The sequence below is a fragment of the Streptomyces sp. NBC_01485 genome, assembly GCF_036227125.1.
Taxonomy (GTDB): Bacteria; Actinomycetota; Actinomycetes; order Streptomycetales; family Streptomycetaceae; genus Streptomyces.
Map to the genome: position 1 here is coordinate 815560 of NZ_CP109435.1, position 24056 is coordinate 839615.

The 24056-nt window shown below is 73.6% G+C and carries 22 protein-coding genes and 1 pseudogene; 4 read left to right on the plus strand and 19 right to left on the minus strand.

The window, feature by feature from the left end:
• Positions 1 to 123: 123 nt before the first annotated feature.
• The 5 genes from OG352_RS03345 to OG352_RS03365 form a co-directional block, all read right to left on the minus strand.
• Complete coding sequence (locus OG352_RS03345; protein ID WP_329214138.1) at positions 124 to 852, minus strand: hypothetical protein; 729 nt, start codon at positions 850 to 852, stop codon at positions 124 to 126.
• Positions 853 to 1002: 150 nt separating this feature from the next.
• Complete coding sequence (locus tag OG352_RS03350) at positions 1003 to 1527, minus strand: copper chaperone PCu(A)C (RefSeq protein ID WP_329214140.1); 525 nt, start codon at positions 1525 to 1527, stop codon at positions 1003 to 1005.
• Positions 1524 to 3800 (minus strand): heavy metal translocating P-type ATPase, encoded by a 2277-nt coding sequence (locus OG352_RS03355; protein WP_329214142.1) that lies wholly within the window; start codon positions 3798 to 3800, stop codon positions 1524 to 1526. The genes OG352_RS03350 and OG352_RS03355 overlap by 4 nt, the downstream gene beginning before the upstream one ends.
• Positions 3800 to 4051, minus strand: coding sequence for a hypothetical protein (locus OG352_RS03360; protein WP_329214144.1), 252 nt, complete (start codon positions 4049 to 4051; stop codon positions 3800 to 3802). Before OG352_RS03360 ends, OG352_RS03355 begins: the two co-directional genes overlap by 1 nt.
• Before the next feature lie 267 nt (positions 4052 to 4318).
• Complete coding sequence (locus tag OG352_RS03365) at positions 4319 to 4666, minus strand: DUF1775 domain-containing protein (RefSeq protein WP_443072144.1); 348 nt, start codon at positions 4664 to 4666, stop codon at positions 4319 to 4321.
• Positions 4667 to 4790: 124 nt separating this feature from the next.
• Here OG352_RS03365 and OG352_RS03370 point away from each other — a divergent pair, with 124 nt between their 5' ends.
• Positions 4791 to 6011, plus strand: a complete 1221-nt coding sequence (locus OG352_RS03370; protein ID WP_329214146.1) for a metallophosphoesterase — start codon at positions 4791 to 4793, stop codon at positions 6009 to 6011.
• Positions 6012 to 6253: 242 nt separating this feature from the next.
• On the opposite strand, the gene OG352_RS03375 is transcribed toward OG352_RS03370, so the two are convergent.
• Positions 6254 to 6931, minus strand: coding sequence for a uracil-DNA glycosylase (locus OG352_RS03375; RefSeq protein WP_329214148.1), 678 nt, complete (start codon positions 6929 to 6931; stop codon positions 6254 to 6256).
• 224 nt (positions 6932 to 7155) lie between these two features.
• Here OG352_RS03375 and OG352_RS03380 point away from each other — a divergent pair.
• The 3 genes and pseudogenes from OG352_RS03380 to OG352_RS03390 all read left to right on the plus strand — a co-directional run.
• Positions 7156 to 7260: pseudogene (locus tag OG352_RS03380) on the plus strand (uracil-DNA glycosylase); the annotation flags it as partial.
• On the plus strand, positions 7257 to 8258 hold the full coding sequence (locus OG352_RS03385; protein WP_329214150.1) for an N-acetylglucosamine kinase: 1002 nt from the start codon (positions 7257 to 7259) through the stop codon (positions 8256 to 8258). The pseudogene OG352_RS03380 and the gene OG352_RS03385, both read left to right, overlap by 4 nt.
• 199 nt (positions 8259 to 8457) lie before the next feature.
• Positions 8458 to 9381, plus strand: coding sequence for a sirohydrochlorin chelatase (locus OG352_RS03390; protein WP_329214152.1), 924 nt, complete (start codon positions 8458 to 8460; stop codon positions 9379 to 9381).
• A gap of 257 nt (positions 9382 to 9638) precedes the next feature.
• On the opposite strand, the gene OG352_RS03395 is transcribed toward OG352_RS03390, so the two are convergent.
• From OG352_RS03395 to OG352_RS03455, 13 genes are all read right to left on the minus strand, one after another.
• Positions 9639 to 10685: a lactonase family protein gene (locus OG352_RS03395; RefSeq protein WP_329214154.1), complete on the minus strand. Its 1047-nt coding sequence runs from the start codon at positions 10683 to 10685 to the stop codon at positions 9639 to 9641.
• 108 nt (positions 10686 to 10793) lie between these two features.
• A complete protein-coding gene (locus OG352_RS03400; protein ID WP_329214156.1) occupies positions 10794 to 12314 on the minus strand; it encodes an FUSC family protein in 1521 nt (506 codons plus the stop codon).
• 228 nt (positions 12315 to 12542) lie between these two features.
• Complete coding sequence (gene fabG / locus OG352_RS03405; protein ID WP_329214158.1) at positions 12543 to 13280, minus strand: 3-oxoacyl-ACP reductase FabG; 738 nt, start codon at positions 13278 to 13280, stop codon at positions 12543 to 12545.
• Entirely contained in the window at positions 13277 to 14866 is a 1590-nt protein-coding gene (locus OG352_RS03410) for an MFS transporter (protein WP_329214160.1), read from the minus strand. The genes fabG and OG352_RS03410 overlap by 4 nt, the downstream gene beginning before the upstream one ends.
• Positions 14863 to 16350, minus strand: coding sequence for a class-II fumarase/aspartase family protein (locus OG352_RS03415; protein WP_329214162.1), 1488 nt, complete (start codon positions 16348 to 16350; stop codon positions 14863 to 14865). Before OG352_RS03415 ends, OG352_RS03410 begins: the two co-directional genes overlap by 4 nt.
• A gap of 32 nt (positions 16351 to 16382) precedes the next feature.
• Positions 16383 to 18320, minus strand: a complete 1938-nt coding sequence (locus tag OG352_RS03420) for an FAD/NAD(P)-binding protein (RefSeq protein WP_329214164.1) — start codon at positions 18318 to 18320, stop codon at positions 16383 to 16385.
• A complete protein-coding gene (locus OG352_RS03425) occupies positions 18317 to 19243 on the minus strand; it encodes an NAD-dependent epimerase/dehydratase family protein (protein ID WP_329214166.1) in 927 nt (308 codons plus the stop codon). Before OG352_RS03425 ends, OG352_RS03420 begins: the two co-directional genes overlap by 4 nt.
• Before the next feature lie 3 nt (positions 19244 to 19246).
• Entirely contained in the window at positions 19247 to 19801 is a 555-nt protein-coding gene (locus OG352_RS03430) for a hypothetical protein (protein WP_329214168.1), read from the minus strand.
• Positions 19798 to 21480 (minus strand): class I adenylate-forming enzyme family protein, encoded by a 1683-nt coding sequence (locus OG352_RS03435; protein ID WP_329214170.1) that lies wholly within the window; start codon positions 21478 to 21480, stop codon positions 19798 to 19800. Before OG352_RS03435 ends, OG352_RS03430 begins: the two co-directional genes overlap by 4 nt.
• Positions 21467 to 22252, minus strand: a complete 786-nt coding sequence (locus OG352_RS03440) for a hypothetical protein (protein WP_329214172.1) — start codon at positions 22250 to 22252, stop codon at positions 21467 to 21469. The genes OG352_RS03435 and OG352_RS03440 overlap by 14 nt, the downstream gene beginning before the upstream one ends.
• Complete coding sequence (locus tag OG352_RS03445; protein WP_329214174.1) at positions 22249 to 23424, minus strand: beta-ketoacyl-[acyl-carrier-protein] synthase family protein; 1176 nt, start codon at positions 23422 to 23424, stop codon at positions 22249 to 22251. The genes OG352_RS03440 and OG352_RS03445 overlap by 4 nt, the downstream gene beginning before the upstream one ends.
• Positions 23421 to 23693 (minus strand): acyl carrier protein, encoded by a 273-nt coding sequence (locus tag OG352_RS03450; protein WP_329214176.1) that lies wholly within the window; start codon positions 23691 to 23693, stop codon positions 23421 to 23423. The genes OG352_RS03445 and OG352_RS03450 overlap by 4 nt, the downstream gene beginning before the upstream one ends.
• A complete protein-coding gene (locus OG352_RS03455) occupies positions 23690 to 23965 on the minus strand; it encodes an acyl carrier protein (RefSeq protein ID WP_329214178.1) in 276 nt (91 codons plus the stop codon). The genes OG352_RS03450 and OG352_RS03455 overlap by 4 nt, the downstream gene beginning before the upstream one ends.
• Between the last annotated feature and the right edge of the window lie 91 nt (positions 23966 to 24056).

Here is a 24056-nt window from a genome sequence, read left to right on the forward strand (position 1 = left end):
GCCGTTGCGGAAGTCCCGGGACGGGAGTGGGAGCGGGTCGTACGACGTGCACGACCCGTGCCCGAAGCCCCCCGGCACCGACTGACGCGGCGACCACGGGACGGCCTCGGGAAACCGGCTGTCTCAGACGACAGCGGTCCCGGCCGGAGGCCCCCGAGAGATGATCGTGTGCGTGAGCGTCAGCCGCGGCACGCGCTCCGAACGCTCGCGCGTCGGCCGCAGCCGGGGCCGACGCGGCGGGACGGGCAGGGCGGCGAGGGGCAGCCGAAGCGGAGCGGCCAGCCATCCGGCGACGGCCCGCAGAAGGCGGAACGCGGCCTGCTCGCCGTAGGCCAGCCACAGACCGCTCAGCAGCGCGGCCAGCGCGTGGGCGGCGAGCATGCCGAGCGACGACGTGCCGCCCGTGCCGTGCGCCAGGTGACCGAGGTGCCCCGCGTGCGCCGAGTGGCCCATGTCCATGGACCCCATGGATCCCACGGAGCCCATCGACACCATGGAACCCATGTCCATCGCGTCCATGGGCATGGGCATGGGCATGGAACCCATGGACATGCCGCCCATGTCCCGCGCCACGGAGCCCGTGCCGGCTCCCGACGGCGCCGACCGGGCCAGTGAGAAGGCGGAGTGGAGCGCGCCCTGCGCGACCACCGCGACGGACACCACCAGCGGGAGGCCGCGTTCACGGCCCGCCAGGGTCCACCCGACAGCGCTCGTGGCGGCGAACCCGGCGCCCATCGCCCACCACGCCACGGTGGAGCCGGACATCAGGACGTGTCCGAGGGCGGCGAGCAGCACACAGACGGCCGCGAACACCGCGGCCCGTACCGTGCGCGCACCCCACCCAGCAGTCATGACGGCCTCATCCTCGCATCCGGGCTCCGCCCGTCACCGGTGGGTACGCACCGGACCCGGACCCGCCACTCATCCCGAAGAGAGTGATACAGGACACAGCGCCCCACCGGAACTCGACGGACGGTCCGGCCGACCCCTACAGGTGAGGGCTCATGTGCCGTCCTGGCCCGGCCGGACCACCACCGCGAGGGTCTTCACGGCCCCGCTGTGCTCGAAGTGCAGCGTGAACGAGACGAGATCGCCCGACTGCCAGTCCGGCTTCGCCGGCACTATCACGTCGAGGCCGTCCGGAGACATGGCGAGGCTGCCTCCGGCCGGTACGGCGACAGAGGCCACCGTCTGGTCGGAGGCCGCGTTGCCGCCGGTCATGACGTGACGGCTCAGTGTGGGCGTGCCCTCGCCGGCCTCGGCGGACGTCACCTTCAGCAACCGGTCGGCCGAGCCCCCGCTGTTGGTGATCCGGAAGAAGGCCGCCGTGACCGGGGTGTCCCCGGAGGGCGCGAACACCTTGCCGTCGGTGACCTTGATCAGGGCCGGGCTGCCGGCGTTGCCGTAGGCGGTCCACGTGCTCAGCCCGCCGAGCGCGAGGCCGCACGCGGCGACGGGCGCGAGCGCGGCGAGCAGGGTGTCGGTGAGCCGACGGCCGGTCGGCCGCCAGAGGGGCTGTCCGGTCATCGGGCGTTCCTCCGAACGCGCGGCTGCGACGGCTGCCAGGCGCGCAGCCGCAGGCTGTTGGCGACCACCAGCACCGAGCTGGCCGACATCGCCGCCGCCGCGAGCATCGGGTTCAGCAGGCCCACCATGGCCAGCGGGACGGTGACGAGGTTGTACCCGAAGGCCCAGACGAGGTTGACGCGGATCGTGCCCAGCGTGCGCCGGGCGAGCAGGACCGCGTCCGCGAGGGCCTCGATGTCGCCGCGCACCAACGTCACATCGGCGGCACCGATGGCCACATCCGTACCGCTGCCCATGGCGATGCCCAGGTCGGCGCCGGCCAGCGCGGCGGCGTCGTTCACCCCGTCGCCGACCACCGCGACCCGGTACCCCTGCTCCTTCAACTCCCGTACGAGATCGGCCTTGCCCTCGGGCGTGCAGCGGGCGTGCACCTCCTCGATGCCCAGCGCCTGCGCCACGGCGCGGGCGGGCGCCGCACGGTCGCCGGTGGCGAGCACCGGCCGCACACCGAGACGCCGCAGCCGCTCGACGGCCCGGTAGCTGCCGGGTCGTACGACGTCCCCGACCTCGATCAGCGCCGCGGCCACCCCGTCCACGCGGACCAGGACCGACGTGTGCGCGGCGGCTTCGGCCGGCAGCAGCGCGTCCGCGAGCGCCGGAGGCAACTCGTCGTCCGGCGCGAGGACTTCGACGAGCCGCCCCTCGACCCGGCCGCGCACACCCCGCCCCGGCAGGGCGCTGAACCCGTCCACGTCCGGCAGCCGCCGCTCGCCCGGCTCCCGCCGGGCGTACGCGGTGACGGCCCGCCCGAGCGGATGCTCCGAACCCTGTTCCACGGCCCCCGCCAGCCGCAGCACCTCGTCGCGGCCGAACCCGTCGGGTACGGCGGTGACCCTGGCGACGGTCATGTGGCCGGAAGTGAGCGTGCCGGTCTTGTCCAGGACGACGGCATCGATGTGCTGAAGCCCCTCCAGCGCCTGAGGGCCGGTGACCAGGACACCCAACTGGGCACCCCGGCCGGTGGCGGCCATCAGCGCGGTCGGGGTCGCCAGGCCCAGCGCACACGGGCAGGCCACGACCAGGACCGCCACGCACGCGGTGACAGCGGCCTGCGGATCAGCCCCGGCGCCCAGCCAGAACCCGAGCGCGGTGACGGCCAGCGCCAGCACCACCGGCACGAAGACCCCGGCCACCGAGTCGGCCAGCCGCTGCGCCCGCGCCTTCCCGGCCTGCGCGTCGGTGACCAGCCGGGTGATACGGGCGAGCTGTGTGTCCGCACCGACGGCGGTGGCCCGTACGAGCAGCAGCCCTCCCGCGTTGACGGCCCCGCCGACCACCGGGGTCCCCGGTCCGACCTCGACGGGCTCGCTCTCCCCGGTGACCAGGGACAGGTCCACGGCCGAACTGCCCTCCGTCACCTGCCCGTCGGTGGCGACCCGCTCCCCGGGCCGCACGACGAAGACCTGCCCGGCCCTCAACTCCTCGATCGGGACGAGCCGTTCGGAGCCGTCGTCCTCGCGAACGGACACCTCCTTGGCCGCGAGCCGCGCCAGCGACCGCAGCGCCTCCCCCGTCCCGTGCCGGGCCCGAGCCTCCAGAAACCGCCCCGCCAGCACGAACAGCGGTACGCCGACGGCCGCTTCGAGATAGATGTGCGCGACGCCGTCCGAGGCGGTGGGCAGGAACGTGAACGGCATCCGCATCCAGGGGTCGCCGGCGCCTCCGAGGAAGAGCGCGTACGCCGACCACGCGAAGGACGCCACCACACCCAGCGACACCAGGGTGTCCATGGTCGCGGCGGAGTGCCGCAGCCCGCGTACCGCGCGCTCGTGGAAGGGCCAGGCGCCCCACACCGCGACGGGCGCCGTAAGCACGAAACACAGCCACTGCCAGTTGCGGAACTGCAGTCCGGGCGCCATCGACAGCACAAGCACGGGAAGTGCGAGCAGGGCGACGACGGCCAGCCGGTGCCGCGCCTGCCGGTCGGCCTCGGACGCACCGTCGCCGCCGTCACCGTCCGCGGGCTCCTGCTTCGTGGGCGGCTCGGGCAGGGCGGCCGTGTAGCCGGCCTTCTCGACGGTCGCGACGAGTTCGTCCGGGCCGATGCCCGCCGGATGACTCACGCGTGCCATCCCGGTGGCGAGATTGACGGTCGCCGTGACCCCGTCCAGCTTGCCGAGCTTCTTCTCGACCCGCGTCACGCAGGCCGCGCAGGTCATACCGCCGACGGTCAGATCGGTCGTCACGAGGACGGCCCCGGGTTCAGCGCCCATCAGCCGTGCCCTCCCTGCATGTCGCCCATGTCGCCCACACCTCCGCCACTGCCACCTTCCCCGCCACCGTCGCGGCTCGTGCCGTTGCCGTGAATACCGGGCGCGACAGGGCCGGCGCCGACACCCACGGCGTACGACACCGTGAAGATCAGAACCAGCAGCAGGAGGAAACCGCAGAGCGCGGGCGGAGGTGCCGCTTTCCGCAGTGCGGCACTCGTGCCGCCCAAGGAGGATTGCCGGGACTCGTCCATCAACCGCGTCTCCAGGTCACGTCGTACGGCGTCACTCGGATCGCGCCGTACCGATTCAGTAGTCGGCCCGGAGACCGTCCAAGTTCCGGAGCACCTATGTGGCGCGCGTCACATGAAAGGTGGGGGCGGGCGGCCGACACCCGCCCTGCCTCCGACGGTCCGACGGCAGGGCGGCAGGGCGCTTGGCCTACTCGGCGGACCGGGATCCGGCGGAGCGGCTGCGCACGGCGGCGAACACCGCGGCGGCCAGCCCCGGCACACCCACGATCAGTCCGGCGACGCCGAGCCCGCGGGCGGTCGAGTCACTGCTCGACGCCGTCTCCGTGGACCTGTCGAAGCTCTTCGTGGTCGTCGTCCCGTCACCTTGGCGGTCCAGCCGTCCTGCGGCGAGACGAGCACCCCGAGGACGGGAGGGTCGATGGGGAGGAAGACCTGCACCTTGTTGGTACTGGCCGTGTCCTCCTCGTTGGGGACCCGGAAGGTGAGGACGCAGTCCGTGGCGCCCTTGGCGTAGCTCTCGGGGTGGACGGTGACGTGCGCGGAGGCGGCACCGGCGGCGGCCAGGGTGGCGACAAGGCCGGCCCTGCGCAGGGCGGTGGTGCGAGTCGTGGACATGGGTGAGTTGATCTCCGTACTCAGCCGTCGCCCCACGGGGCCGCACCCATGAACGCCCGTCCGGCCAGCCCGAGGACGACCGGATACAGTGCGCGAGACGGCAGCCTGGACAGAGAGGGGAAACGTGACCGACACCAGCAACACCCGACCCGCCGACAGCGAAGTGAAAGCTCCGCGGCAGAGCCGACTGCACCGCCTGATGCGCTACATCCCCCTGATCGCCCCCGTCCTGCTGTGGGCCGTGCCCTGCTGGGTGCTCCTGTACACCGGCCAGCACTGGCCGCTGCCCGTCACGCTGGTCGGCACCGCCCTGTTCGTCCTCGGCCTCGTTGGTATGCCGCTCGCGATGGGGCGCGGCCACGGCCGGCGCCAGCAGGACCGGGCGGCGATCGTCGGTGACACCCTGCTGGGCGCCAGTTGGGTTCTGTTCACCTGGTCCGTTCTGCTCGGCGTCCTGTTGCGGCTCGCCCTGACCGTGGCCGGCGTCGGCGAGGGTCAGGACAGCGCCCGAATCGTCACGTGGGCCGTCCTCGGCGTAACCGCCGTACTGCTCGCCTGGGGGTACGCCGAAGCCCGCCGCGTGCCGCGCGTGCGCCGCCTCGACGTGCAACTCCCGCGGCTGGGTGCCGGGTTGGACGGCACCCGCGTCGTCCTCATCACCGACACCCACTACGGCCCACTCGATCGGGCCCGCTGGTCGGCGCGGGTGTGCGAGACGGTGAACACCCTGGAAGCCGACCTGGTCTGCCACACCGGCGACATCGCGGACGGCACGGCCGAACGGCGCCGCGCCCAGGCCGTCCCACTCGGCACCGTCCGAGCCACCTGTGCCCGGGTATACGTCACCGGCAACCACGAGTACTACAGCGAGGCCCAAGGCTGGGTCGACCTGATGGGCGAGCTGGGCTGGGAGCCGCTGCGCAACCGCCATCTGCTGCTCGAACGCGGAGGCGACACCCTCGTGGTCGCCGGCGTGGATGACGTCACCGCCGAGTCCTCCGGCCTGGCGGGCCACCGCGCCCACCTCGCCGGGGCCTTGAACGGTGCCGACCCCGGCCTACCCGTCCTGCTCTTGGCGCACCAGCCCAAGTTCGTCGACCGGGCGGCAGCCGACGGCATCGACCTCCAACTCTCCGGCCACACCCACGGCGGCCAGATCTGGCCCTTCCACCACCTGGTCCGCATCGACCAGCCCGCCCTCGCCGGCCTCAGCCACCACGGCACCCGCACCCTCCTCTACACCAGCCGCGGCACCGGCTTCTGGGGCCCGCCGTTCCGCGTCTTCGCCCCCAGCGAGATCACCCTGCTCGTGCTCCGCTCCCCGCACCTGCCCACCTCGCTGTAGCACTGGGCGGGCCAACACATCCGCTTGGAGCAGTCCACGAGCCGAGGGGTGCGGCGTCGACAGAGGACCAGTCCCGTCTCGCTGAGGACAAGATCTGGACCATTCCCGGGCCGACGGCTCCAACGAGCCATACGTGGCCACGTTTTACGCAGGTCAGCGACGCGTGACGCCTGTACCGCCGGCAGACCAAGAGTCTGCCGGTACATCGGCAGGAAGACTCGTGTCGTTGCGCCGGCCATGTCCTACGGCAGGCGCCACTCCACCGGCTGCGCACCCTGCCCGACCAGCAGGTCGTTGGCCCGGCTGAACGGCCGCGAACCGAAGAAGCCACGGTCCGCCGACATCGGCGACGGATGCGCGGACTCGATCGCGGGAAGATCCCCCAGCAACGGCCGGGCATTGCGGGCATCCCTGCCCCACAGAATCGACACCAGCGGCTTACCGCGCGCCGCCAGCGCCCGGATCGCCTGCTCCGTCACCTCCTCCCACCCCTTGTCGCGATGCGCGCCCGGTTTGCGTGGAGCGGTGGTGAGCGCCCTGTTGAGCAGCAGCACCCCCTGCTGCGTCCACGGCGTCAGATCCCCGTTCGACGGCCGGGGCAGCCCAAGGTCGGAATGCATCTCCCGAAAAATGTTCTCCAGACTGCCCGGCAGCGAACGCACCTCCGGCGCCACCGCGAAACTCAACCCGATCGCCATCCCCGGCGTGGGATAGGGATCCTGGCCGACAATCAGGACGCGGACGTCGTCGAAGGGCTGCTGGAAGGCCCGCAGGACATTCGCCCCGGACGGAAGGTACGTCCGGCCCGACGCTATCTCCGCCCGCAGGAAGTCCCCCATCGCAGCGATACGTTCCGCCACGGGCTCGAGTGCCTTCGCCCAGCCGGCTTCAACAAGTTCATTCAAAGGTCGTGGTGCCACGCCGCGTCACTCTACTGGCACACACAGACGTTCCGCAGAGACAATGATCCCTGTACACAGGACCCCTCCCCCAGGCGCTATTCTTCCTCCTCCTCGAGATCCGCGAGCCGTTCCAGCAGATCAGACAACCGGTCACCGGGAAGGAGGGGAGCCTGTCGCATCCAGTGATCAAGCCACTCCGTCACAGTCATCATTCCTGGTCAACTCACACCGGCCTGGGCCTGCCCCAGCCGTCCAACCGCGGCTTCTTCGGCTCACGGCCGTTCAGCAGGGCCAACGACCTGCTGGTCCGGCAGGGAGCTCAGCCGGTGGACTGGCGCCTGCCGTGACCGCCGACATCAACCCCGGCGACGGCCCCGGTACCGACTCCGGCATCCTCGCCGTGGATTCGGGTGGCTCCGGGCTGCGGGTCGCCCTGGGAACCGCCGAGCGCGGCGCCCTCGCCCGACGCTCGTCCCAGGTGCCCGTGCGCACCGGCGCGCGGGGCATCGACCCGGATCACCTGATGGCCCAACTGGTGCCACTGGTCCGGGCGTTGACGGACGAGACCGGTGTCCCGCCGCCGGCCACGGCCGTCGTGGGCGCGGCCGGTCTCGGCACGCTCGGCCACGCCCTGCGCGCCGAGCTCCCGGGCGCCCTGGCCCGCGAGTTCGGGGTCCGTACGACCGCGCTGGCCGCCGACGCCGTCACCGCCTACGTCGGCGCGCTCGGGGCGCGGCCGGGCGCGGTGGTGGTCGCGGGCACGGGCCTGATCGCGCTCGGCACGGATCTGACGGCATGGCAGCGGGCGGACGGCTGGGGCCACCTGCTGGGCGACTGCGGGGGCGGCGCCTGGATCGGCCGGGCCGGACTGGAAGCCGCCCTGCGCGCGTACGACGGGCGGCCCGGCGGGTCCGCTCCGCTCCTGGCCCGCGCCGAGGAGCGGTTCGGGCCGACGCCCGGGCTGCCCGGGCAGCTCTACCCGCGCCCGGACCGCCCGGCCGTCCTCGCCTCCTTCGCGCCGTACGTGGCCGGTTGCGCCGCGGACGACCCGGTCGCCGCCGGCATCCTGCGCACGGCGGCCCGGCACCTGGCCGAGTCGGCGGCCGCCGTCTGCCCGCGAGGCGGCGAGCCCCGGATCGCTCTCACCGGGGGCCTGTTCAAGATCGGCGACCCCCTCCTCGTCCCCCTGGAGGGCGAGTTGGCGAGACGGCTGCCGCACGCCCTGCGGGTGCCCGCCGAGGGCGATCCGCTGGACGGCGCCGTACGCATCGCCACCGCACTGGCGACGGGCGCGCTCACACTGCCGGGTGAGGAGAGCCTGCTGTCGGTGGTGCAGCAGACGTAATGCAGGGGGCGTAGGGAACGTACGTCAACGTACGGCATGTTACGAAAAGGGAGATTGCTCCCTTCGAGGGCAAGTCGCCCGGTAAACACGCTGATCACTTCTGATCCGCACGTAACTCATCAGACAAAACCGGACGGATACCGCTCACCTGCACCCTCCCCGAACAGGGGAGCCCAAGAAGCCAGTAACATGCGTCGCCATGAGCTCCCCCACTGGGCCCGCGTCCGGCCTGCCAGTACGAATGCCGCGACCTCGCCAGCCCGGGCGGCACCGCCGACCCGAGCCGCTGGCGGCTCCCGAGGGCGCGCCCGCGCTCGTTCTCGCGGTGCCGGGCACGCCGAGTGCCGCCGTGCGCAGTCTCGCCGAGGAGATCGTGAGCATCGCCCGCTCCGAGCTCCCCGGCCTGGACGCGCGCATCGGCTACCTCGACGGGGACGACACCGAGTTCCCCACGCTGCAGTCCATGCTCGTGTACGCCGCCGAGGAGCGCACCGCCCGCTTCGAGCACGCCCGTGCCGCCGGTCTGGACGTCAAGGAGCCCGACGGCCCGGTCGCCGTCGTCGTGCCGCTGCTGGCCGGCCCCGACGGCGCGCTGCTGCGCCAGGTCCGCCAGGCCGTCATGGAGAGCCGGATCGCGGCCGAGCTGACCGATGTGCTCGGCCCGCACCCGCTGCTCGCCGAGGCCCTGCACGTGCGGCTGTCCGAAGCGGGGCTGGCCCGCGCGGACCGCGCCCGGCTGTTCACCGTGGCGACGGCCGCGGACGGCATCATCCTGGCCTCCGTGGGCGGCGAGGAGGCCGTGCAGGCGGCCGGGATCACCGGCATGCTGCTCGCCGCGCGCCTCGCCGTGCCGGTGATGGCGGCGGCCCTCGACCAGGAGGGCTCCATCGCCTCCGTCGCCGAGCAGCTCCGGTCCTCCGGCTCCCAGCAGTTGGCGCTGGCGCCGTACCTGATCGGCCCGGAGATCAACGCCACGCTGATAGACGCGGCGGCCGAGGAGGCCGGCTGTGCCGCCGCCGAGGCGCTCGGCCCGTACCCGGCCATCGGCAAGCTCGCGCTCGCCAAGTACACGACCGCCCTCGGCATCGCCCCACCGCAGCCGCAGGGCGCACCGGTCCGTTGAGACGACCCTCAGGACGCGGTACGCAACGAAGGGCCCGCACCGGCTGGGACGCTGTTGGCGAATCCACGGGCGGCCGGGTACCAGTTCTGCAAATGTGACACTCCCACTAGGAAGTGTCACAGTTCGCGGCCGACAGCACCCCGGATCTCCAGCACGGACTCACCCTCACCCGGCCCGGATCGCCCAGGCGGAATTCGCCGACAGCATCCGGCTGGGTGCGGGCCCTTCGTCGTGCGCGCGACAGGGGTTCGGCGGGGTCAGCCGAGGATCACGCAGGAGGCGGCGGGGACCGCGATCGAACCGCCGCGCCGGGGCAGGCCGGTGGCCGGGTCCAGGGTGAACCAGGTGACGTCGCCGGAGCGTTCGTTCGCGACGTAGAGGAAGCCGCCGGTGCCGTCGACGGCGATCGCGCGCGGCCAGTGCCCGGCGCAGGGCACCGTCCCGACCAGCCGCAGGGCCTCTCCCCCGCCCTCCACCGCGAACACCGAGAGGACGTCCTCGCCGCGGGTGGCGGTCCACACGAACCGGCCGTCGGGCGAGACGACGAGGCCCGAGGGGTAGGCGTCGCCGGCCGGGGCGCCGGGCAGGACGGCCGTCTCGGCCAGGGGCTTCAGCGAGCCGTCGGAGGCGTCCCAGCGGCAGGCCGTGACGGTCGGGGTGAGTTCGTTGACGACGTAGGCGTACTCGCCGCCTGGGTGGAAGGCCAGGTGGCGTGGTCCTGAGCCGGGGCGCAGCGCGTGCTCCCCGTGCACGACGGGGCTGCCGTCGCGCAGGGCGCACACCCGGACGGAGTCCGTCCCGAGGTCCACGCTGACCGCCCACCGGCCGCTCGGGTCGGGCTGCACCTGGTGGGCGTGCGGGCCCTGCTGGCGTCGCGTGTGCGGGCCGGAACCGGTGTGCCGCAGGACGCCGGAGGCGACGCGGGCAAGGGTGCCGTCCGGGCGGAGCGGGACGGCGGTGACGCTGCCGGAGCCGTAGTTGGCGGTGAGGACGTGGCCGTCGAACACGCTGAGGTGGGTGGGGCCGCTGCCGCCGACCGGCACGGGCGGCCCGGTCGGCTCCGGGGCGTCACCGGTGACCCGGTAGGCAGCGACCGCGCCGTCCGTCGTCTCGCTGACCGCGTACAGCGTGTCGCCGGCGGCCGACAGGGCCAGGTAGGAGGGGTCGGGGACGCCGTTCACGCTGCTCAGGACGGTCAGCGCGCCGTCGGCCGGGTCCACGGCGGCGGCCACGATGCCGGGCCCTCCAGCCGCCGTGAACGAGCCGATGAACGCCCGCTGTCGCCTTCCGCCGAGGTCTGCCACCGCTGTCCCCTCCCGGGTCGCCGCTGCCGCTGCTGACGCTGCTGCTCGGGGTGACCGTAGCAGTCGATCACGAACGGTCTAGACCAGGCACGCTCGCTCGGCGACGCCTCAGGCGCCGAGCGGGACCCGGTGGGCGCCGCGCAGGGGCCCGGCGAGTTCGAGGAGGGCCTGTTCCAGGGCGTGGAGGTGGGCCAGTACCGGTTCGGCCGGTGCAGCGCTGCGCGGCGCGGCGGCGGTCTCCCCCGCGTGGCGGGGCGGTCCGTCGGCGGGCGGAGCGGTGAGCGTCTCGACGGCGGCCTCGACGCGCCAGCAGGCGGCGACGAGGCGGGCGTCGTGCGAGGCCTCGGGGTCCGCGGCGACCGAGGCGAGTCCGCGCACCTCGCGGGCGCAGTCGTCGAGCAGCGCGAGGATGTGCCGGGCCCGGCCCTTGCGGGCCCGCAGCGGGCTGAGCGGATGCACCAGGGGCGCCAGGGACTGCCGGACCCGGGCGAGGATCTGTTCCAGCTCGGCCGCCCGCCGGGCCGGGTCCGCCGTCGGGGAGCCCGCGAGCCGGGCGGCGGCCTCGGCGGTGCAGGCGTGCACGCAGCGCAGGGCGCGCTCCACCCACGCGTCGGTGACGGAGTGCGTGGTGACCGGGAGCACCAGCAGCACCGCCAGTCCGGCGCCCAGCGCGCCCACGGCCGTCTCGGTGACCCTCAGGGCGAGCAGGGCCGGGTCCAGCAGTCCGAGCAGTCCGTACAGCGCGCTGGCCAGGACCGTGACGGCGAGCATCATCCACGTGTAGGAGACGGCGGCGGAGTAGAAGATCCCGAAGACGGCGACCGCGACGATCACGGCGGTCGCCACCGGCTCCCCGTGCAGGGGCACGGCCACGACCAGGCCCAGCGCGATGCCGATGACGGTCCCGAGGAACCGCCGGAAGCCCCGGATCAGCGTCTCGCCGCGCGAGGTGGTGTTCACGAACACCCACCAGGTGGCGCCGACCGCCCAGTACCACCGCTGGTCGGACAGCGCCTGCCCGACGACGAGGGCCATCCCGGCGCCCGCGGTGGCCTGGATCGCCTGCCGGGTCGTGATCCGCGCCAGTCCCGTACCGCCGGTCGGCGGCGCGACCGCGGTGGTCGCTACCGGTCGCCGCCGCTCGTAGCACCACATCCCGAACCGCACCGCCGACGACGCCGCCAGCGACAGCGTCACCGCCGCGTAGAGCTCGGGCAGTTGGCCGGGGACGGTGTGCAGGAACTGTGCGGCGAAGAAGGTCATGAACGCGAACACCCCGAGCGAGTGCCCGCGCGGTCCCCAGCGCCGGGCGTACGCACCGGCTCCCACGACGGCGAGGAAGGCCAGGTCACGGGCGACGGGCAGGTCGTGCAGGACGGCCGCGAGGCCGAGCACCGGCAGCCCGACGGCCGGGAGCAGCGCGGTCGTCACGGCCTGCCCGCGCACCGTCGCGTCGGTCACCGTGAACAGGGCGAGCAGCGCCGCCAGGCCGCCGGTGATGGCCGCCGTCATGGAGTGCCCGGCCAGCGCGCACAGGGCGACGGCGAGCCCGATGCCGAGCACGGCCCGGGAGGCGAACCGCAGCCGTGCCTTGCCCGGATCCGGTGCCACGAACGCCCTCTTCAGCAAGCTGCCCCGCCCTTTCCCCACCCTGGTGCACCGCGAACGAGCCACGGCATGAGAAAGGCGCCGCGGAGTCCGCAGCGCCATCGATACGACCATCTCAACACCTGGGGGAGTGATGGTTCAACCGGGGACGGGAACACTGGGCCAATGGCCCAGTTCAGATGCACCCTTCTCGGCCACCGGTCGGCCAACGGCCCACCCGACCTGCGCGGCCCACGCAGCCCAGTCGTCTCAGTGGCCCAGTCCGGCTCCCCCGTCGACCGGGATCACGGCGCCGCGCACGTAACCGGCGCCGGCCAGGAACGCCACCGCGTCGGCGACCTCGTCGGGGTGGGCCAGGCGGCCGGCCGGGGTGCGGGCGAGCAGGTGCCGGCGCTGCTCCTCGGTGAGCGCGCGGCTCATGTCGCTCTCGGTCAGCCCGGGGGCCACGACGTTGCAGGTGATGTCCCGGGCGCCGAGTTCCTGGGTCAGCGACCGGGCGAAGCCGACCAGCCCCGCCTTCGCCGCCGCGTAGTTGGTCTGGCCCGCAGCCCCTTGCAGTGCCGCCGTGGAGGAGATCAGCACGATGCGGCCGTGGCCCTGCCGCAGCATCCCGCGCACCGCGCGCCGGACGACCCGGAAGGCCCCGGTGAGGTTGGTGTCGATCACGGAGGTGAAGTCCTCGTCGCTCATCCGCAGCAGCAGCCGGTCGTTGGCGAACCCCGCGTTGGCGACCAGGACGCCGACCGGACCGTGCGCGGCCTCGGCCTCCTTGAAGGCCTGGTCCACCTGCTGACTGTCCGTCACGTCGCACCGTACGGCGAGGAGGTTGTCGTCGGCGGGTGGCGCTTCGCCCCGGTGGGTGACCGCGACCCGGTCTCCGGCCGCCGCGAAGTGCCGGGCTATGGCCAGCCCGATCCCCCTGTTCCCGCCGGTCACGAAGACCGACCGGGCCGCCGGGTGTTCGCTGGTCCCTGAGATTTCGGTCATTCCGAGTCCCTGCCGTTTCCGTTTCCGCCGGTCTCACCGGCTGCTTTGCGTGCGCGCAGGCCCACGGTGGCCACGACGAACCCGACGAGGGCCAGTACGGCGGTCCAGAACGTTGCCGCGTACATGGCGTCGAGGAAGGCGCGGTCGGCCGTGGCCGCCAGTTCCGGCAGGCGCAGTGAACCGGCCAGTGAGCGGGCCGCCTCGGCCGAGGTGCGGGCCTGTTCCTGCGCGTCCGGGGAGAGCTTGCCCGCGGCGCCGGGCAGCGGGGCGTCCGCCATGCGGTCCCGGTACACCGCGGAGAGGATCGAGCCGGTCATCGCCACCCCGAGCGTCCCGCCCACCTGGCGTGTGACGCTGTTGAGGGCCGATCCGGCGCCCGCGAGCTGCGGCGGCACCCCGCTCATCATCACGGCCGTGACCGGTGTGCCGACCAGGCCCATGCCGAACCCCTGCACCCACAGCAGGACGACGACGACCGGGATCGGGGTCCCGCCGTCGAACCACAGGTAGCCGACGTACGTGGCCGCCGTGGCCAGGACGCCGACCGCGACCGTCCACCGGGCCGACAGCAGCCTGCTCATCGCCGGGGACGCCTGACTGCCCAGGACGATGCCGACCGCGGCGGCGATCATGACGGTGCCGGCGTCGGCCGGGGAGAGCCCGCGGGGTCCCTGGAGGTAGAACGCCGCGTAGAACAGATGCCCGGCCAGTGCCATGAACGCGATCAGCAGCACCACGCTCCCGGCCGTGAACCCGGGCTGCCGGAAGAGCCGCAGGTCCAGGCTGGGCGCCGGGGACCTGCGCTGACCGGCCACGAAGGCGGTGAGCAGCGCGCCGCCCAGGACGAGGGGCAGCAGGACGTGCCCCCCGTGCCAGCTCTGTCCGTTGCCGAGTTCGATGACGCCGTAGACCACACCGCCGAGGCCGAGCACCGACAGCGCGAGGCCCGGCAGGTCGAGCACCCGGCGTGCGGGGCCCTTGAGCGCGGGCACCACGGCCACCACGCCGGCCATGCACAGGAGGACGATCGGCACGTTGACCAGGAACACCGAGCCCCACCAGAAGTGGCTGAGCAGCGCCCCGCCCACGACCGGGCCGACGGCCACGCCGAGGCCGCTGGACGAGCTCCAGATCGCGATGGCCCGCGTGCGTTTCTCCGGCGGGGTGGTCTGCACGATGACCGACAGGGTCGCCGGCATCAGCAGCGCGCTGCCCGCGCCCATGAAGCCGCGCGCCACGATCAGCCAGCCCGCGCTCCCGGCGAACGCTCCGACCCCGGAGGCGGCGCCGAACAGCGCCAGACCGGCGAGGAGTGTGGTGCGCGGGCCGAAGCGGTCGGCGAGCGCGCCGCCCGCGAAGAGGGTGCCGGCGAAGACCAGGGTGTAGGCGCTCGCCACCCACTCCAGCTCGGCGGGGGTCGCGCCCAGTCCGCCGGCCGGGTCGGCCAGCGTGGTGACCGCCACGTTGAGGATGGAGGTGTCCAGCCAGATCAGCATCTGGGCGCAGACGACGACCAGGAGGACGGGCCAGGACCGTGGGGCCGTGGCCGGTGTCGCGGTCTGCTCGGTGCGGCTCACGGCGCTCATCGGGCACCCCCGTCGCGCGTCGGGACGGTGTCGTCGGACGACGGGGCGGTGTCGTAGGCCGACGGGGCGGTGCCGTCGTCTGTCGGGAGGGTGCCGTATCTGCGCAGCGCCCGTTCGACCAGCGCGTCGGCCGCGCCCGTGTAGCGGGCCGGGTCGAGGAGTTCCGCGAGCTGGTCCGGGGTGAGGCGGGCGGACAGGTCGGGGTGGGCGGACAGCACCTCGGTGAGGGGGCGGCCGCTGCTGTCGGCCTCGGCCGTGGCTGCGGTCAGCAGTTTCTTCGCCCGTGCCTTGCCGAGCGCCGGGGCGAGCGCCACCGTCAGCCGTTCGGTGACGATCGCGCCGCCGGTCAGCTCCAGGTTGGCGCGCATCCGTTCCGGATGGACGACCAGCCCCTCCGCGAGCTCGACGGCGGTGTGCGCGGCCCCGCCTGTCAGGCGCAGCGCCTCCCGCAGCGGCTGCCACTCGGCGTGCCACGCCCCGGCCGGCCGCTCGTCCTCGGCGAGCATGCACTGCGCCAGGACGAGGGCGTGGGCGGGGACCTGCCGGGCGGCCGACACGATGAGCGTGGCGAGTGCGGGGTTGCGCTTCTGCGGCATCGCCGAGGAGCCCCCGCGCCCGGCCGCCGCCGGCTCGGACACCTCACCGATCTCGGTGCGCGACAGCGTCTGCACGTCGAGCGCGAACTTGCCGAGCGCCCCGGTGACCAGTTGGAGGACCGCTCCGAGGTCCGCGACGGGCGTGCGCGCGGTGTGCCAGGGGATGACCGGTTCGGCCAGGCCGAGCGCCTGCGCGAACGGCTTCAGCAGTTCGACCCCGCCCTCGCCCTTCCCGCCGTCCAGTGCCGCGTACTCGCCGTAGGCGGCGAGGGTGCCGGCCGCGCCGCCGAGCTGGGCCGGGAGGGCGGCCGCGACCGCCTGTACGCGGGCCAGGGCGTCGGCGACCAGGTGGAGCCAGCCGGCCGCCTTGAGGCCGAAGGTGGTGGGGACCGCGTGCTGGGTCAGCGTGCGCCCGGCCAGCACGGTGTGGCGGTGGGTGTCGGCCAGGGTCGCGAGGGCGGCGCGAACGCGGTCCAGGTCGGCGGCGATGAGGGCGAGCACCCGGCGGGCGACCAGCATGGCCGCCGAGTCGAGGATGTCCTGGCTGGTGGATCCGCGGTGCACGTACTCGGCGGCGGCCGGGTCGGCGGCGGCGACCACCTCGGTGAAGGCGGTGACCAGGGCGACGACCGGGTTGGCCGTGGCCCGGGCCGCGCGGGCGAGGGCGACCGGGTCCAGCCGGTCCGCGCGCGCCGCCGAGGCGATCGCCTCCACCGCGGCGGCCGGGGTGAGGCCGACGGCGCACTGGGCCCGTGCCAGGGCCACTTCGGCGTCGAGCATGGCCTGTAGCCAGGCCTCGTCGGTCGCCTCGGCCGCGGCCGGCGTGTCCGCCCAGGTGGGGGCGAGCAGGCCCGCGTCGGTGCCCACGGACAGCGCGTTCACGCTCATCGACTCCCTATGTTCCCTGTGTTCCCTGTTGCTCATATCTGATGCACCGTCACCTGATGCGTAGTCAGACAGACGTCGGGAGACGCTGCTTCGGCCGCCGGGAGCAGCAGTGCCGCCCGGGCGATCGCGTCGGAGTCCTCCAGCGTCACCGAGCCGACGCCGGGCCTGACGCCGACCGCCGTCACCCAGCGGACGCCCTCCGTCGGCACGCCGAACGCGAACCGGCGCGGGTGCGCCCGGCCCGAGGCGTCCACCAGCCGGGGCGCGCCGCCGGTCACGGCCAGCCCGCCCGTCTCATGACCGCCCAGCCGGTACGGGACACAGGCGCCGGCCGCGAGGAGCGCCCTGAGCAGGGGGTTGGCGCTGCGCCGCAGATCGACGTCGGGCAGCCGGGCCTCGATCAGCGCGTCGACCCGCACCGGCGGCTCGGGCACCTGTTCCGCGTCCACCAGGAACCCGCCCTCGTCCGCGCAGGGCCGTACCCGCATCCCCGGACCGACGATGTGCAGGGTCCCGGACTCGACCAGCGCGATGAGTTGCTCGATCCGGAAGGCGGGCGGGCCGATCGAGGTGAAGGCGTTCAACGGCGTGTACCAGCCGTCCAGTTCGCCGGCGTACGACGCGCCGGAGACCCCGCCGTGGTCGACCACCAGCCTGATCTCGTTGCGCAGGTCCCGCAGCGCGTCCAGCGCGGCCTTCAGCGGCCCGCTCACATTGCCGAGCCGCGCCTCGGCGAGATCCCGCCGCAGGTACTCCAGCAGCCAGTGCCGGAAGTCGTCACGGCCGGTGAAGTCGCGCTCGCCGTAGGGGCGTTCGATCCGCTGCCAGTCCCAGCGCGCGTCGGGCGGCACCGCGTACCGGTCGAGCAGGTCCTCGTCCGGGCATCGGCCCGCGAGCGTGAGGCGTACGAACTCCTCGGCGGCCCAGGGCCCGTGGGCGGCCCGGATCCACGCCTCGTGGTAGACGGCGCGCACCTCGCGGTCGATCAGCGGCCAGATCGCCTCGCGGAAGGTGACGGGCCGGCCGTCGTCCGCCAACCGCCGTAGCCCGGCGATGACTTCCGGGGTGAGGAAGCGGGGGTGGTGGCGGCCGAACGCGCCCTTCTCGTTCTCGCCCCGGGCGTGGAAGGGCACCCCGCGCCGCGAACCGGCGTACAGGATCGGCTCGTTGCCGCTCGGGAGGTAGACGAGGCCGGTCTCGCTGTCCTTGAACGTGCCGCCGCGGCCCTCGGTGAGCAGAGACAGGTGGTCGAAGAAGTTCAGCCCGAGGCCGCGCAGGGCGACCGGGGTGCCCGGTGCGATCGCGGCCAGGTCGACGTCGGCCGGGTTGGCGGGTCCCACGTAGGCCAGACCGTGCCGGCCGGCGAAGTCGGCCAGCTCGCGTTCCTCCTGGCCGGGGACCGACTCCCCGTGGCCGAGGGCCAGTACCACGGTGTCCATCCCGGCCAGCCGGCCGCCGTCGGCCAGCGTCACCGTCTGCCGTCCGTCGGAGGTGTCGTCCAGCGCGAACGCGGTCGAGCGGTGCGTGTGGACCGTCACCTCCCCGGGCGCGGTGCGCAGCAGGTGCCCGAACACCCACTCCAGGTAGTGGCCGTGGAACGCCCGGGTCGGATAGGTGTCCGGGCCGAGCCGGCGGGCCTCGGCCAGGATCCGGGCCGGGTGGTCGCCGGAGCCCTGCCCGATCGTGCGCGCCCATTCGTAGAGGCTGGGCCCCGGCACGGACGGGCCCGCGCAGTCCACGCTGTCGTCGGTGAACAGGGTCACCTGGGAGGCGACCGTGTTCATCAGCAGCTCGCCCGGCTGGCCGGTGCGCCACACCGCGCCCGGACCGGGCGGGTACGGGTCGACGAGGTGCACCGCGACCGGCCGGCCGGTGCCGGCGGCGTTGGCGCAGATCCGCTCCAGGACGGAGAGCCCGCGCGGACCCGCACCGATCACGCAGAGGGCGAGGGCGCCCGCGGGGTGTGTCATTCCCGGCCCAGCCCGTCGCGCCAGTCGGGCCGCAGCGGCTTCCAGCCCAGCGCCGTACGGGCCCGGTCGCCCGACGCCCCGCGGGCTTCGGTCAGTTGATGGGTCATGAACCAGCCCAGCAGCCGGGGCGCGAGGGCCGCCGGGAGCGTGCGCGGAGGCGGGGCGCCGAGGCTGCGGGCGTAGTGCGGCAGCCACTGCGCGGCCGTGGCGGGTTCGTCGTCCGTCACGTGGAAGACACCGGTGGCCTCCGACTCGACGGCGGCGACGGCCGCCCCCACGGCGTCCTCCACGTGCAGGAAGGACGTGACGCCGGCCCCGCCCTCGGGCAGGGGCAGCTTCCCGGCCAGCACCCGCTGCGCGGTACCGCCGTCACGGGCGTACGCGGTGCCGGGGCCATAGAGGGTGCCGTACCGCAGGACCGCGCCGGCGAGGTCCGGGCCGGCGCCCAGCACGAGCCGCTCCAGTTCGGCGACGGCCCCTACGGTGGCGGCCCAGCCCGGGTCAGGGGCGTCCACGTACAGCGGCGCGTCCTCGTCGAGGACCTGCGGCCCGGCGGGGGCGGCGGCGAAGGCGATGGACTGCGCGACCAGGCGCCGGGCACCGGCCGCGCGGGCCGCGTCGACCAGGTGGGCGGTGCCCTCCGTGCGCAGCCGCGCGGTCTGCGCGAAGGCCTCCGGAGGGTCGTCGCGCAGCAGCCGCAGCGCGGACATCTGGTGGACGACCACCTCGGGCCGGGCGGCCGACACCGCCGACAGCAGCGCCTCGCGGTCGAGGGCGTCGGCGACCACGATCTCGTCCGCGTCCGGCGCGTCGGCCCCGGGCCGCTCTCGGACCAGCGCGCTCACCTCGTGGCCGCGTGCCCGCAGCGCGCCCACCAGGGGGCGTCCGATCACTCCGGTGGCGCCGGCGACGAGTACCCGCACGGCTCAGCCCTCCGTCGGGGACGCGACGGGGCAGGCGACCCGCATCACCAGACGGCACGCCTTGTCGCCGTCGCGCAGGCAGCTCTCGGCCCGGTTCTCCGTCAGAGTCACCCCGAGCCCCTCGGACCAGCCGGCGTGGATGTCGGTGCACGGGCACTGGTAGCCGTCCAGCGAACCGGCCATCCGCACCATGGTGACGGCGAAGCTGCGCCGCAGGGTGAGCACGATCGTGTCGTCGTCCTCCACCTCGGTGGAGGCGTTGCGCAGCTCCGGCGGGAACATCCGGTCACCGCAGTCATCGTAGCGGCGCCGCAGCTCCTCCAGGTCCTTTCCGGTGTCCCCGCTGTCGGGGAGCGCCCCGGAGAGGCGGCTCACGCGCTGTCCGACGTGCAGGGCGACCTTGCGCAGCGCCTCGGCGTTGAGCTCGTTCGCGACCTCCTGTCCGAACCGCGCGGCCACGCCCTGGTACCAGTGGGCGTCGTGCTGCCACCACAGCCGGTACGCCTCCCCCGCCCGGGCGCGGTGGTTGACACCGTCGGTGTCCGTGTTCGTGCTCATGCGTGCTGCTCCTTGGCGGCGAACCTGTCGCGCATCACTCGTTTGAGAACCTTGCCGGTGGCGCCCTTGGCCACGTCGTCCGGCTTCATCCGCAGGGCCCGGGTCACCGGGGGGTAACCGGCGTTCGCCAGCACGGTGTTGACCCGCCCGGTCCACGTCTCGTCCCCTTCGTCGCCCTCGTCCTCCTCCGACTTGCCGTCGTCGTCGGCGAGTTGGAGGAGGGCGTAGGCCTCGGCCTCTCCGTCGCCGTCCCAGTCCGCGCGGACGCCGTCCGGGGCGACCCCGACGACCGTACAGTCCGCCAGTTCGGGCAGTTCGGCCAGGAGGAGTTCCTCGGTGCGGGTGCTGAAGACGATCCCGTCGCGGGTGCGGACGGCGTCCGGTGCCCGGTCGAGGTGGTAGAAGTTGCCGTCCTCGTCCTGGTGGGCGAGGTCCCCGGTGAGCCAGTAGCCGCCGAGCCGCATCCGGTTCCAGGTCAGCGAGTCGTTCCAGTAACCAGGCGTGAGGGTGGGCGACTTGAGGCCGAGGCGGCCGATCTGGCCGGGCGGCAGCGGGGTGCCGTCCTCGGCGAGTACGGCGGCCTCGGCGAAGCTGATCGGCTTGCCGACGCAGCGCGAGTAGGCCGAGGTGTCCTTGGTGTGCCGGTTGTGGAAGACGGAGTAGCCGGCCTCCGAGGAACCGAGCCCGTCCACGAAGACCGAGCCGTCCACCCGTACGCGGCTCAGGTCGCGGCGGATCTCCAGGTGGCCGCCGTGCCGGACGAGCTCCCTGATGTGCGCCTCGTGCGCCGCGTCCCCGGTGTTGAACCACACTTGCACGCTGGACAGGTCACGCTTCGTCAGGTCCTCGGCGGCCATCTCGCCGAACGTGCCGGCGAAGGCCAGCACGATGGTCGGCCTGAACTCCTCGACGGCGTCGAGCACTTCGGCGCCGCGCTGGCTGGACAGGAGCTTGAGGTCGGTGCGCAGCAGCAGGCAGTACAGCAGCGTGGCCACCATGGCGTTGTGCGCGCCCGGCAGCCCCACCAGGGTGCGCTCCATGTCGGTTCCGGTGGAGTAGCGAAGCCGGTGCAGCTGCGCGTACATCAGCGTGCGGTGGGTGTGCGGCACGCCCTTGGGCATGCCGGTGGTGCCGGAGGAGTGCGAGATGAGCACCGGGTCGGTCGGGTCGTGCCGGTAGGGGTACGCCGGCGGCAGCGACGCACGGTGCTCGGGGCGTATGTCGTCGGCGGTGACGAGGAAGCCGAGCCCGGAGTCCGCCAGCACCTCCCGGTGGGCCTGGTCCGTGAACGCGCCGACCGCGCCCTGCCGGCGTATGTACGCGCCGGCGGTGTCCGGGGCCAGATTGCCGTTGACGAAGGAGGGGATCGCGCCGAGGGAGGTCAGCGCCAGGAAGTTCACCGCGAACTCGGTGCTGCAGAAGGAGTGGACGGCGACCGGGTCGCGGGGCCGCACGCCCTGCGCCGCGTACCAGCCCGCGTACGTCTCGACCGCCTCGTACAGCTCGCCGAGCGTCAGCGTCTCGGGGTGGCTGCCGTCCGGCGCCCGCCAGCCGCCGTCCGTGCGCAGCACGGGTTCGTCGAGCGGACGGCCGTACGCCTTCAGGCGCTCCAGGACGTTGCCAGCGCCCAGTTCGGTGTCGGAGCAGATCCGGGCCCGCTCCTGCCTACTGATGAGCATGGGTCTCGCTCTCGTTTCTGTCGGCGGTGAGGAGGAACGCGGAGGGCTCCAGGCGGTGGCTGCCGCCGCCGCGCAGCAGCCGCCGGTGTGCGGCGGCCAGCTCGAACAGGCCCTGGATGCTTCCGGGATGCAGGACGTGGTCGCCGTGCGGGGAAGCCTGGTCCGCGGTGACGGTCACCGGCGCGCCGGCGTCGGCACGGCCGAGCAGCACCGCCGCCGCGAGGCCCGCGGAGGCGGGGAGGTCGGGCACCGGACGGCCGCTGTCGGCGGTCAACTCCCGGTGCACGGCGGCCGTTCGCAGGCCGCCGCCCAGCTCCACGCCCAGCACCAGGACGCGGTCCAGCTCCGGGTCCTCCAGCAACAGGTCGGCCAGGGCGAGGAGTTCGGCCACCGGGTCGTCGAAGGTGGAGACGCTGAACATCTGTCCCGTGATCCCGAACTCCCGACTGGTGTGGCCCAGCACGGAGTTGGGGGTGGCCTGCATGAACAGCAGCGGGTTGTGGACCCGGCCGGAGACCATGCGGCTGCTGGCCAGGTCGGCGGTGGTGGTGTCACCGGCCAGGCTCGCCAGCGCGACCGCGGTGCGGGCGCCGTCGCCGGGCCGCTCGGTCAGACACCGGGCGGCGACCTCGTACGCGAGCGGGCTGAAGGCGGACTCCACGAAGCCGGGCAGTCTCGGCAGCGGGATGTCGTCGGCGCGCCCGGTGCCGTGGGTGGCGGTGGCCGTGGCGAGGACGCCGAGCGCGGAGCGCAGCGGGGGCTTGGTCGTCACGGCCGCTCCAGGACGAGTGCGGTGTTGGCGCCCCCGAAGGCGGCGTTGATGGTGAGGGCCCGGCGCAGATCGGCCTGGCGCGGCCGGTTCGGCACGTAGTCGAGGTCGCACTCCGGGTCCAGCGTGGTGTACCCGGCGGTGGGCGGCAGGACGCCGTCCGTCAGGGCCAGCAGTGTGATCACGAACTCCACGACGCCCGCCGCCTCCAGGAGGTGGCCGGTGGTGCTCTTGGTGGAGCTGACCGGGATCGACTCCGCCCGTTCGGGGAAGGCGGCCCGCAGTCCGCGGGTCTCGGCCCCGTCGTTGTACTTGGTGCCGGTGCCGTGGGCGTTGATGTAGCCGAGGGCCGCCCCGTCCGGGTCGCCGGCGAGCCGCATCGCCTGCCGTGCCGCCAGGGCGAGTCCGGCGCCCTGCGGGTGCGGCTGGGCGATGTGGTGGGCGTCCGTCGCCGCGCCCCAGCCCACCACGGAGGCCAGCGGCCGGGCGCCGCGCCGCCGGGCGTGTTCGGCGGACTCCAGGACGACGACCGCGACCCCGTCGCCCAGCAGCAGTCCGCTGCGGTCGGCGCTGAACGGGCGGACCATGCCGTCCCGGGACAGCGCCCGCCCGGAGTCGAACTTGCCGAAGGTCTCCTCCTCCACGAGGTAGCCGCCCGCGCAGACCGCCACGTCGGTCCGCCCCGAGGAGATCAGCCGGCAGGCGTGGATGATCGCGGCGGCGGAGGCGACGCAGGCGTTGGTGAAGGTCAGCCGGGGCCCGCTCAACGCGAGGTCCGTGGCCAGCAGTTCGGCCAGTCGCGCGGGGACGGCGTCGGCGAACGGCACCTTCCCGGCGGCCGGCGTGCCCGCCTCGGTCCGCCAGTGCCGGGTGACGGCGGTGTGGTCACCGGCGATGCCGAGGAGCACCGCCGCCTCCGTGCCCGGGCGCAGACCCGCCATGTCGAGGGCCTGCGCGCCGCACCGGTCGAGGGCGTGGCGCAGCGCCCAGTCCTCGACCGCGTCGGGGCCGTCGGGGGCGGCGGCCGCCATCGGCGTCCGGTACGGGCCGGTGTCGAACCTCGTGGTGGGCGCGAACGAGGGAACGCCCTCGAAGACTCCGCGCCGCAGGGCGTCGGCGCCTGTGCCGAACGCGGTGCGTACGCCGAATCCGGTGACCGTGACCTCGCCGCTCATCGCGGTCGCCCCCCTTCGGCCGGGGCCGGCGCGGCGGCGCTGAGGTAGTCGGTGAGCCGCCGCAGCGAGGTCAGTCCGGCTATGTCCTCGTCGCTGGGTTCCACGATCAGGCCGTAGCGCTCCTCCACCACGTGGAGGAGCCACACCAACCCGAGGGAGTCCAGGACCAGTTCGGCGTCCTCACCGAGGTCGTCGGGCAGCCCCGGGAAGACGTTGCGGTCGGTCAGCAGTTCCCGGACGGTGTCGGTGGTGAAGGTGCTCGTGCTCATGCCTTCGCACCGCGTCGGACGACCTCGGCGACGAGCCCGCCGAGGGTCAGGGAGGCCAGGGGCTCGATGTCGGTGTCCGGGATCTCCACGCCGAACCGCGACTCCAGCCGCAGGGAGAGCTCGATCAGGCTGAGTGAGTCCACCTCCAGCCCGCCGACGGTCACGGGGCTCTCGTCCGTGATGCCGTCGCGGCTCATCAGGATGTTCATCTCGTCGATGACCGCGGTCAGGACGAACTCGCGGATCTCGTCTTCGAGGGTCGACGTACTCATGATCGGTGTCTCCACGTGAAGGGTCGGAAAGAGAGGTTCAGCAACAGAGGTTCGGCAGGAGAGGTATGCAACGGGGAGGTTCGGGGCGGGA

Bases quoted from the DNA above. Each gene is read 5' to 3' on its own strand.
- fabG (WP_329214158.1), bottom strand. From the start codon at position 13,280: ATGACCGAAATCTCAGGGACCAGCGAACACCCGGCGGCCCGGTCGGTC.
- OG352_RS03360 (WP_329214144.1), bottom strand. From the start codon at position 4,051: ATGGACGAGTCCCGGCAATCCTCCTTGGGCGGCACGAGTGCCGCACTG.
- OG352_RS03365 (WP_443072144.1), bottom strand. From the start codon at position 4,666: ATGTCCACGACTCGCACCACCGCCCTGCGCAGGGCCGGCCTTGTCGCC.
- OG352_RS03430 (WP_329214168.1), bottom strand. From the start codon at position 19,801: ATGAGCACGAACACGGACACCGACGGTGTCAACCACCGCGCCCGGGCG.
- OG352_RS03355 (WP_329214142.1), bottom strand. From the start codon at position 3,800: ATGGGCGCTGAACCCGGGGCCGTCCTCGTGACGACCGATCTGACCGTC.
- OG352_RS03455 (WP_329214178.1), bottom strand. From the start codon at position 23,965: ATGAGTACGTCGACCCTCGAAGACGAGATCCGCGAGTTCGTCCTGACC.
- OG352_RS03450 (WP_329214176.1), bottom strand. From the start codon at position 23,693: ATGAGCACGAGCACCTTCACCACCGACACCGTCCGGGAACTGCTGACC.
- OG352_RS03435 (WP_329214170.1), bottom strand. From the start codon at position 21,480: ATGCTCATCAGTAGGCAGGAGCGGGCCCGGATCTGCTCCGACACCGAA.
- OG352_RS03420 (WP_329214164.1), bottom strand. From the start codon at position 18,320: ATGACACACCCCGCGGGCGCCCTCGCCCTCTGCGTGATCGGTGCGGGT.
- OG352_RS03410 (WP_329214160.1), bottom strand. From the start codon at position 14,866: ATGAGCGCCGTGAGCCGCACCGAGCAGACCGCGACACCGGCCACGGCC.
- OG352_RS03390 (WP_329214152.1), top strand. From the start codon at position 8,458: ATGAGCTCCCCCACTGGGCCCGCGTCCGGCCTGCCAGTACGAATGCCG.
- OG352_RS03350 (WP_329214140.1), bottom strand. From the start codon at position 1,527: ATGACCGGACAGCCCCTCTGGCGGCCGACCGGCCGTCGGCTCACCGAC.
- OG352_RS03415 (WP_329214162.1), bottom strand. From the start codon at position 16,350: ATGAGCGTGAACGCGCTGTCCGTGGGCACCGACGCGGGCCTGCTCGCC.
- OG352_RS03445 (WP_329214174.1), bottom strand. From the start codon at position 23,424: ATGAGCGGCGAGGTCACGGTCACCGGATTCGGCGTACGCACCGCGTTC.
- OG352_RS03345 (WP_329214138.1), bottom strand. From the start codon at position 852: ATGACTGCTGGGTGGGGTGCGCGCACGGTACGGGCCGCGGTGTTCGCG.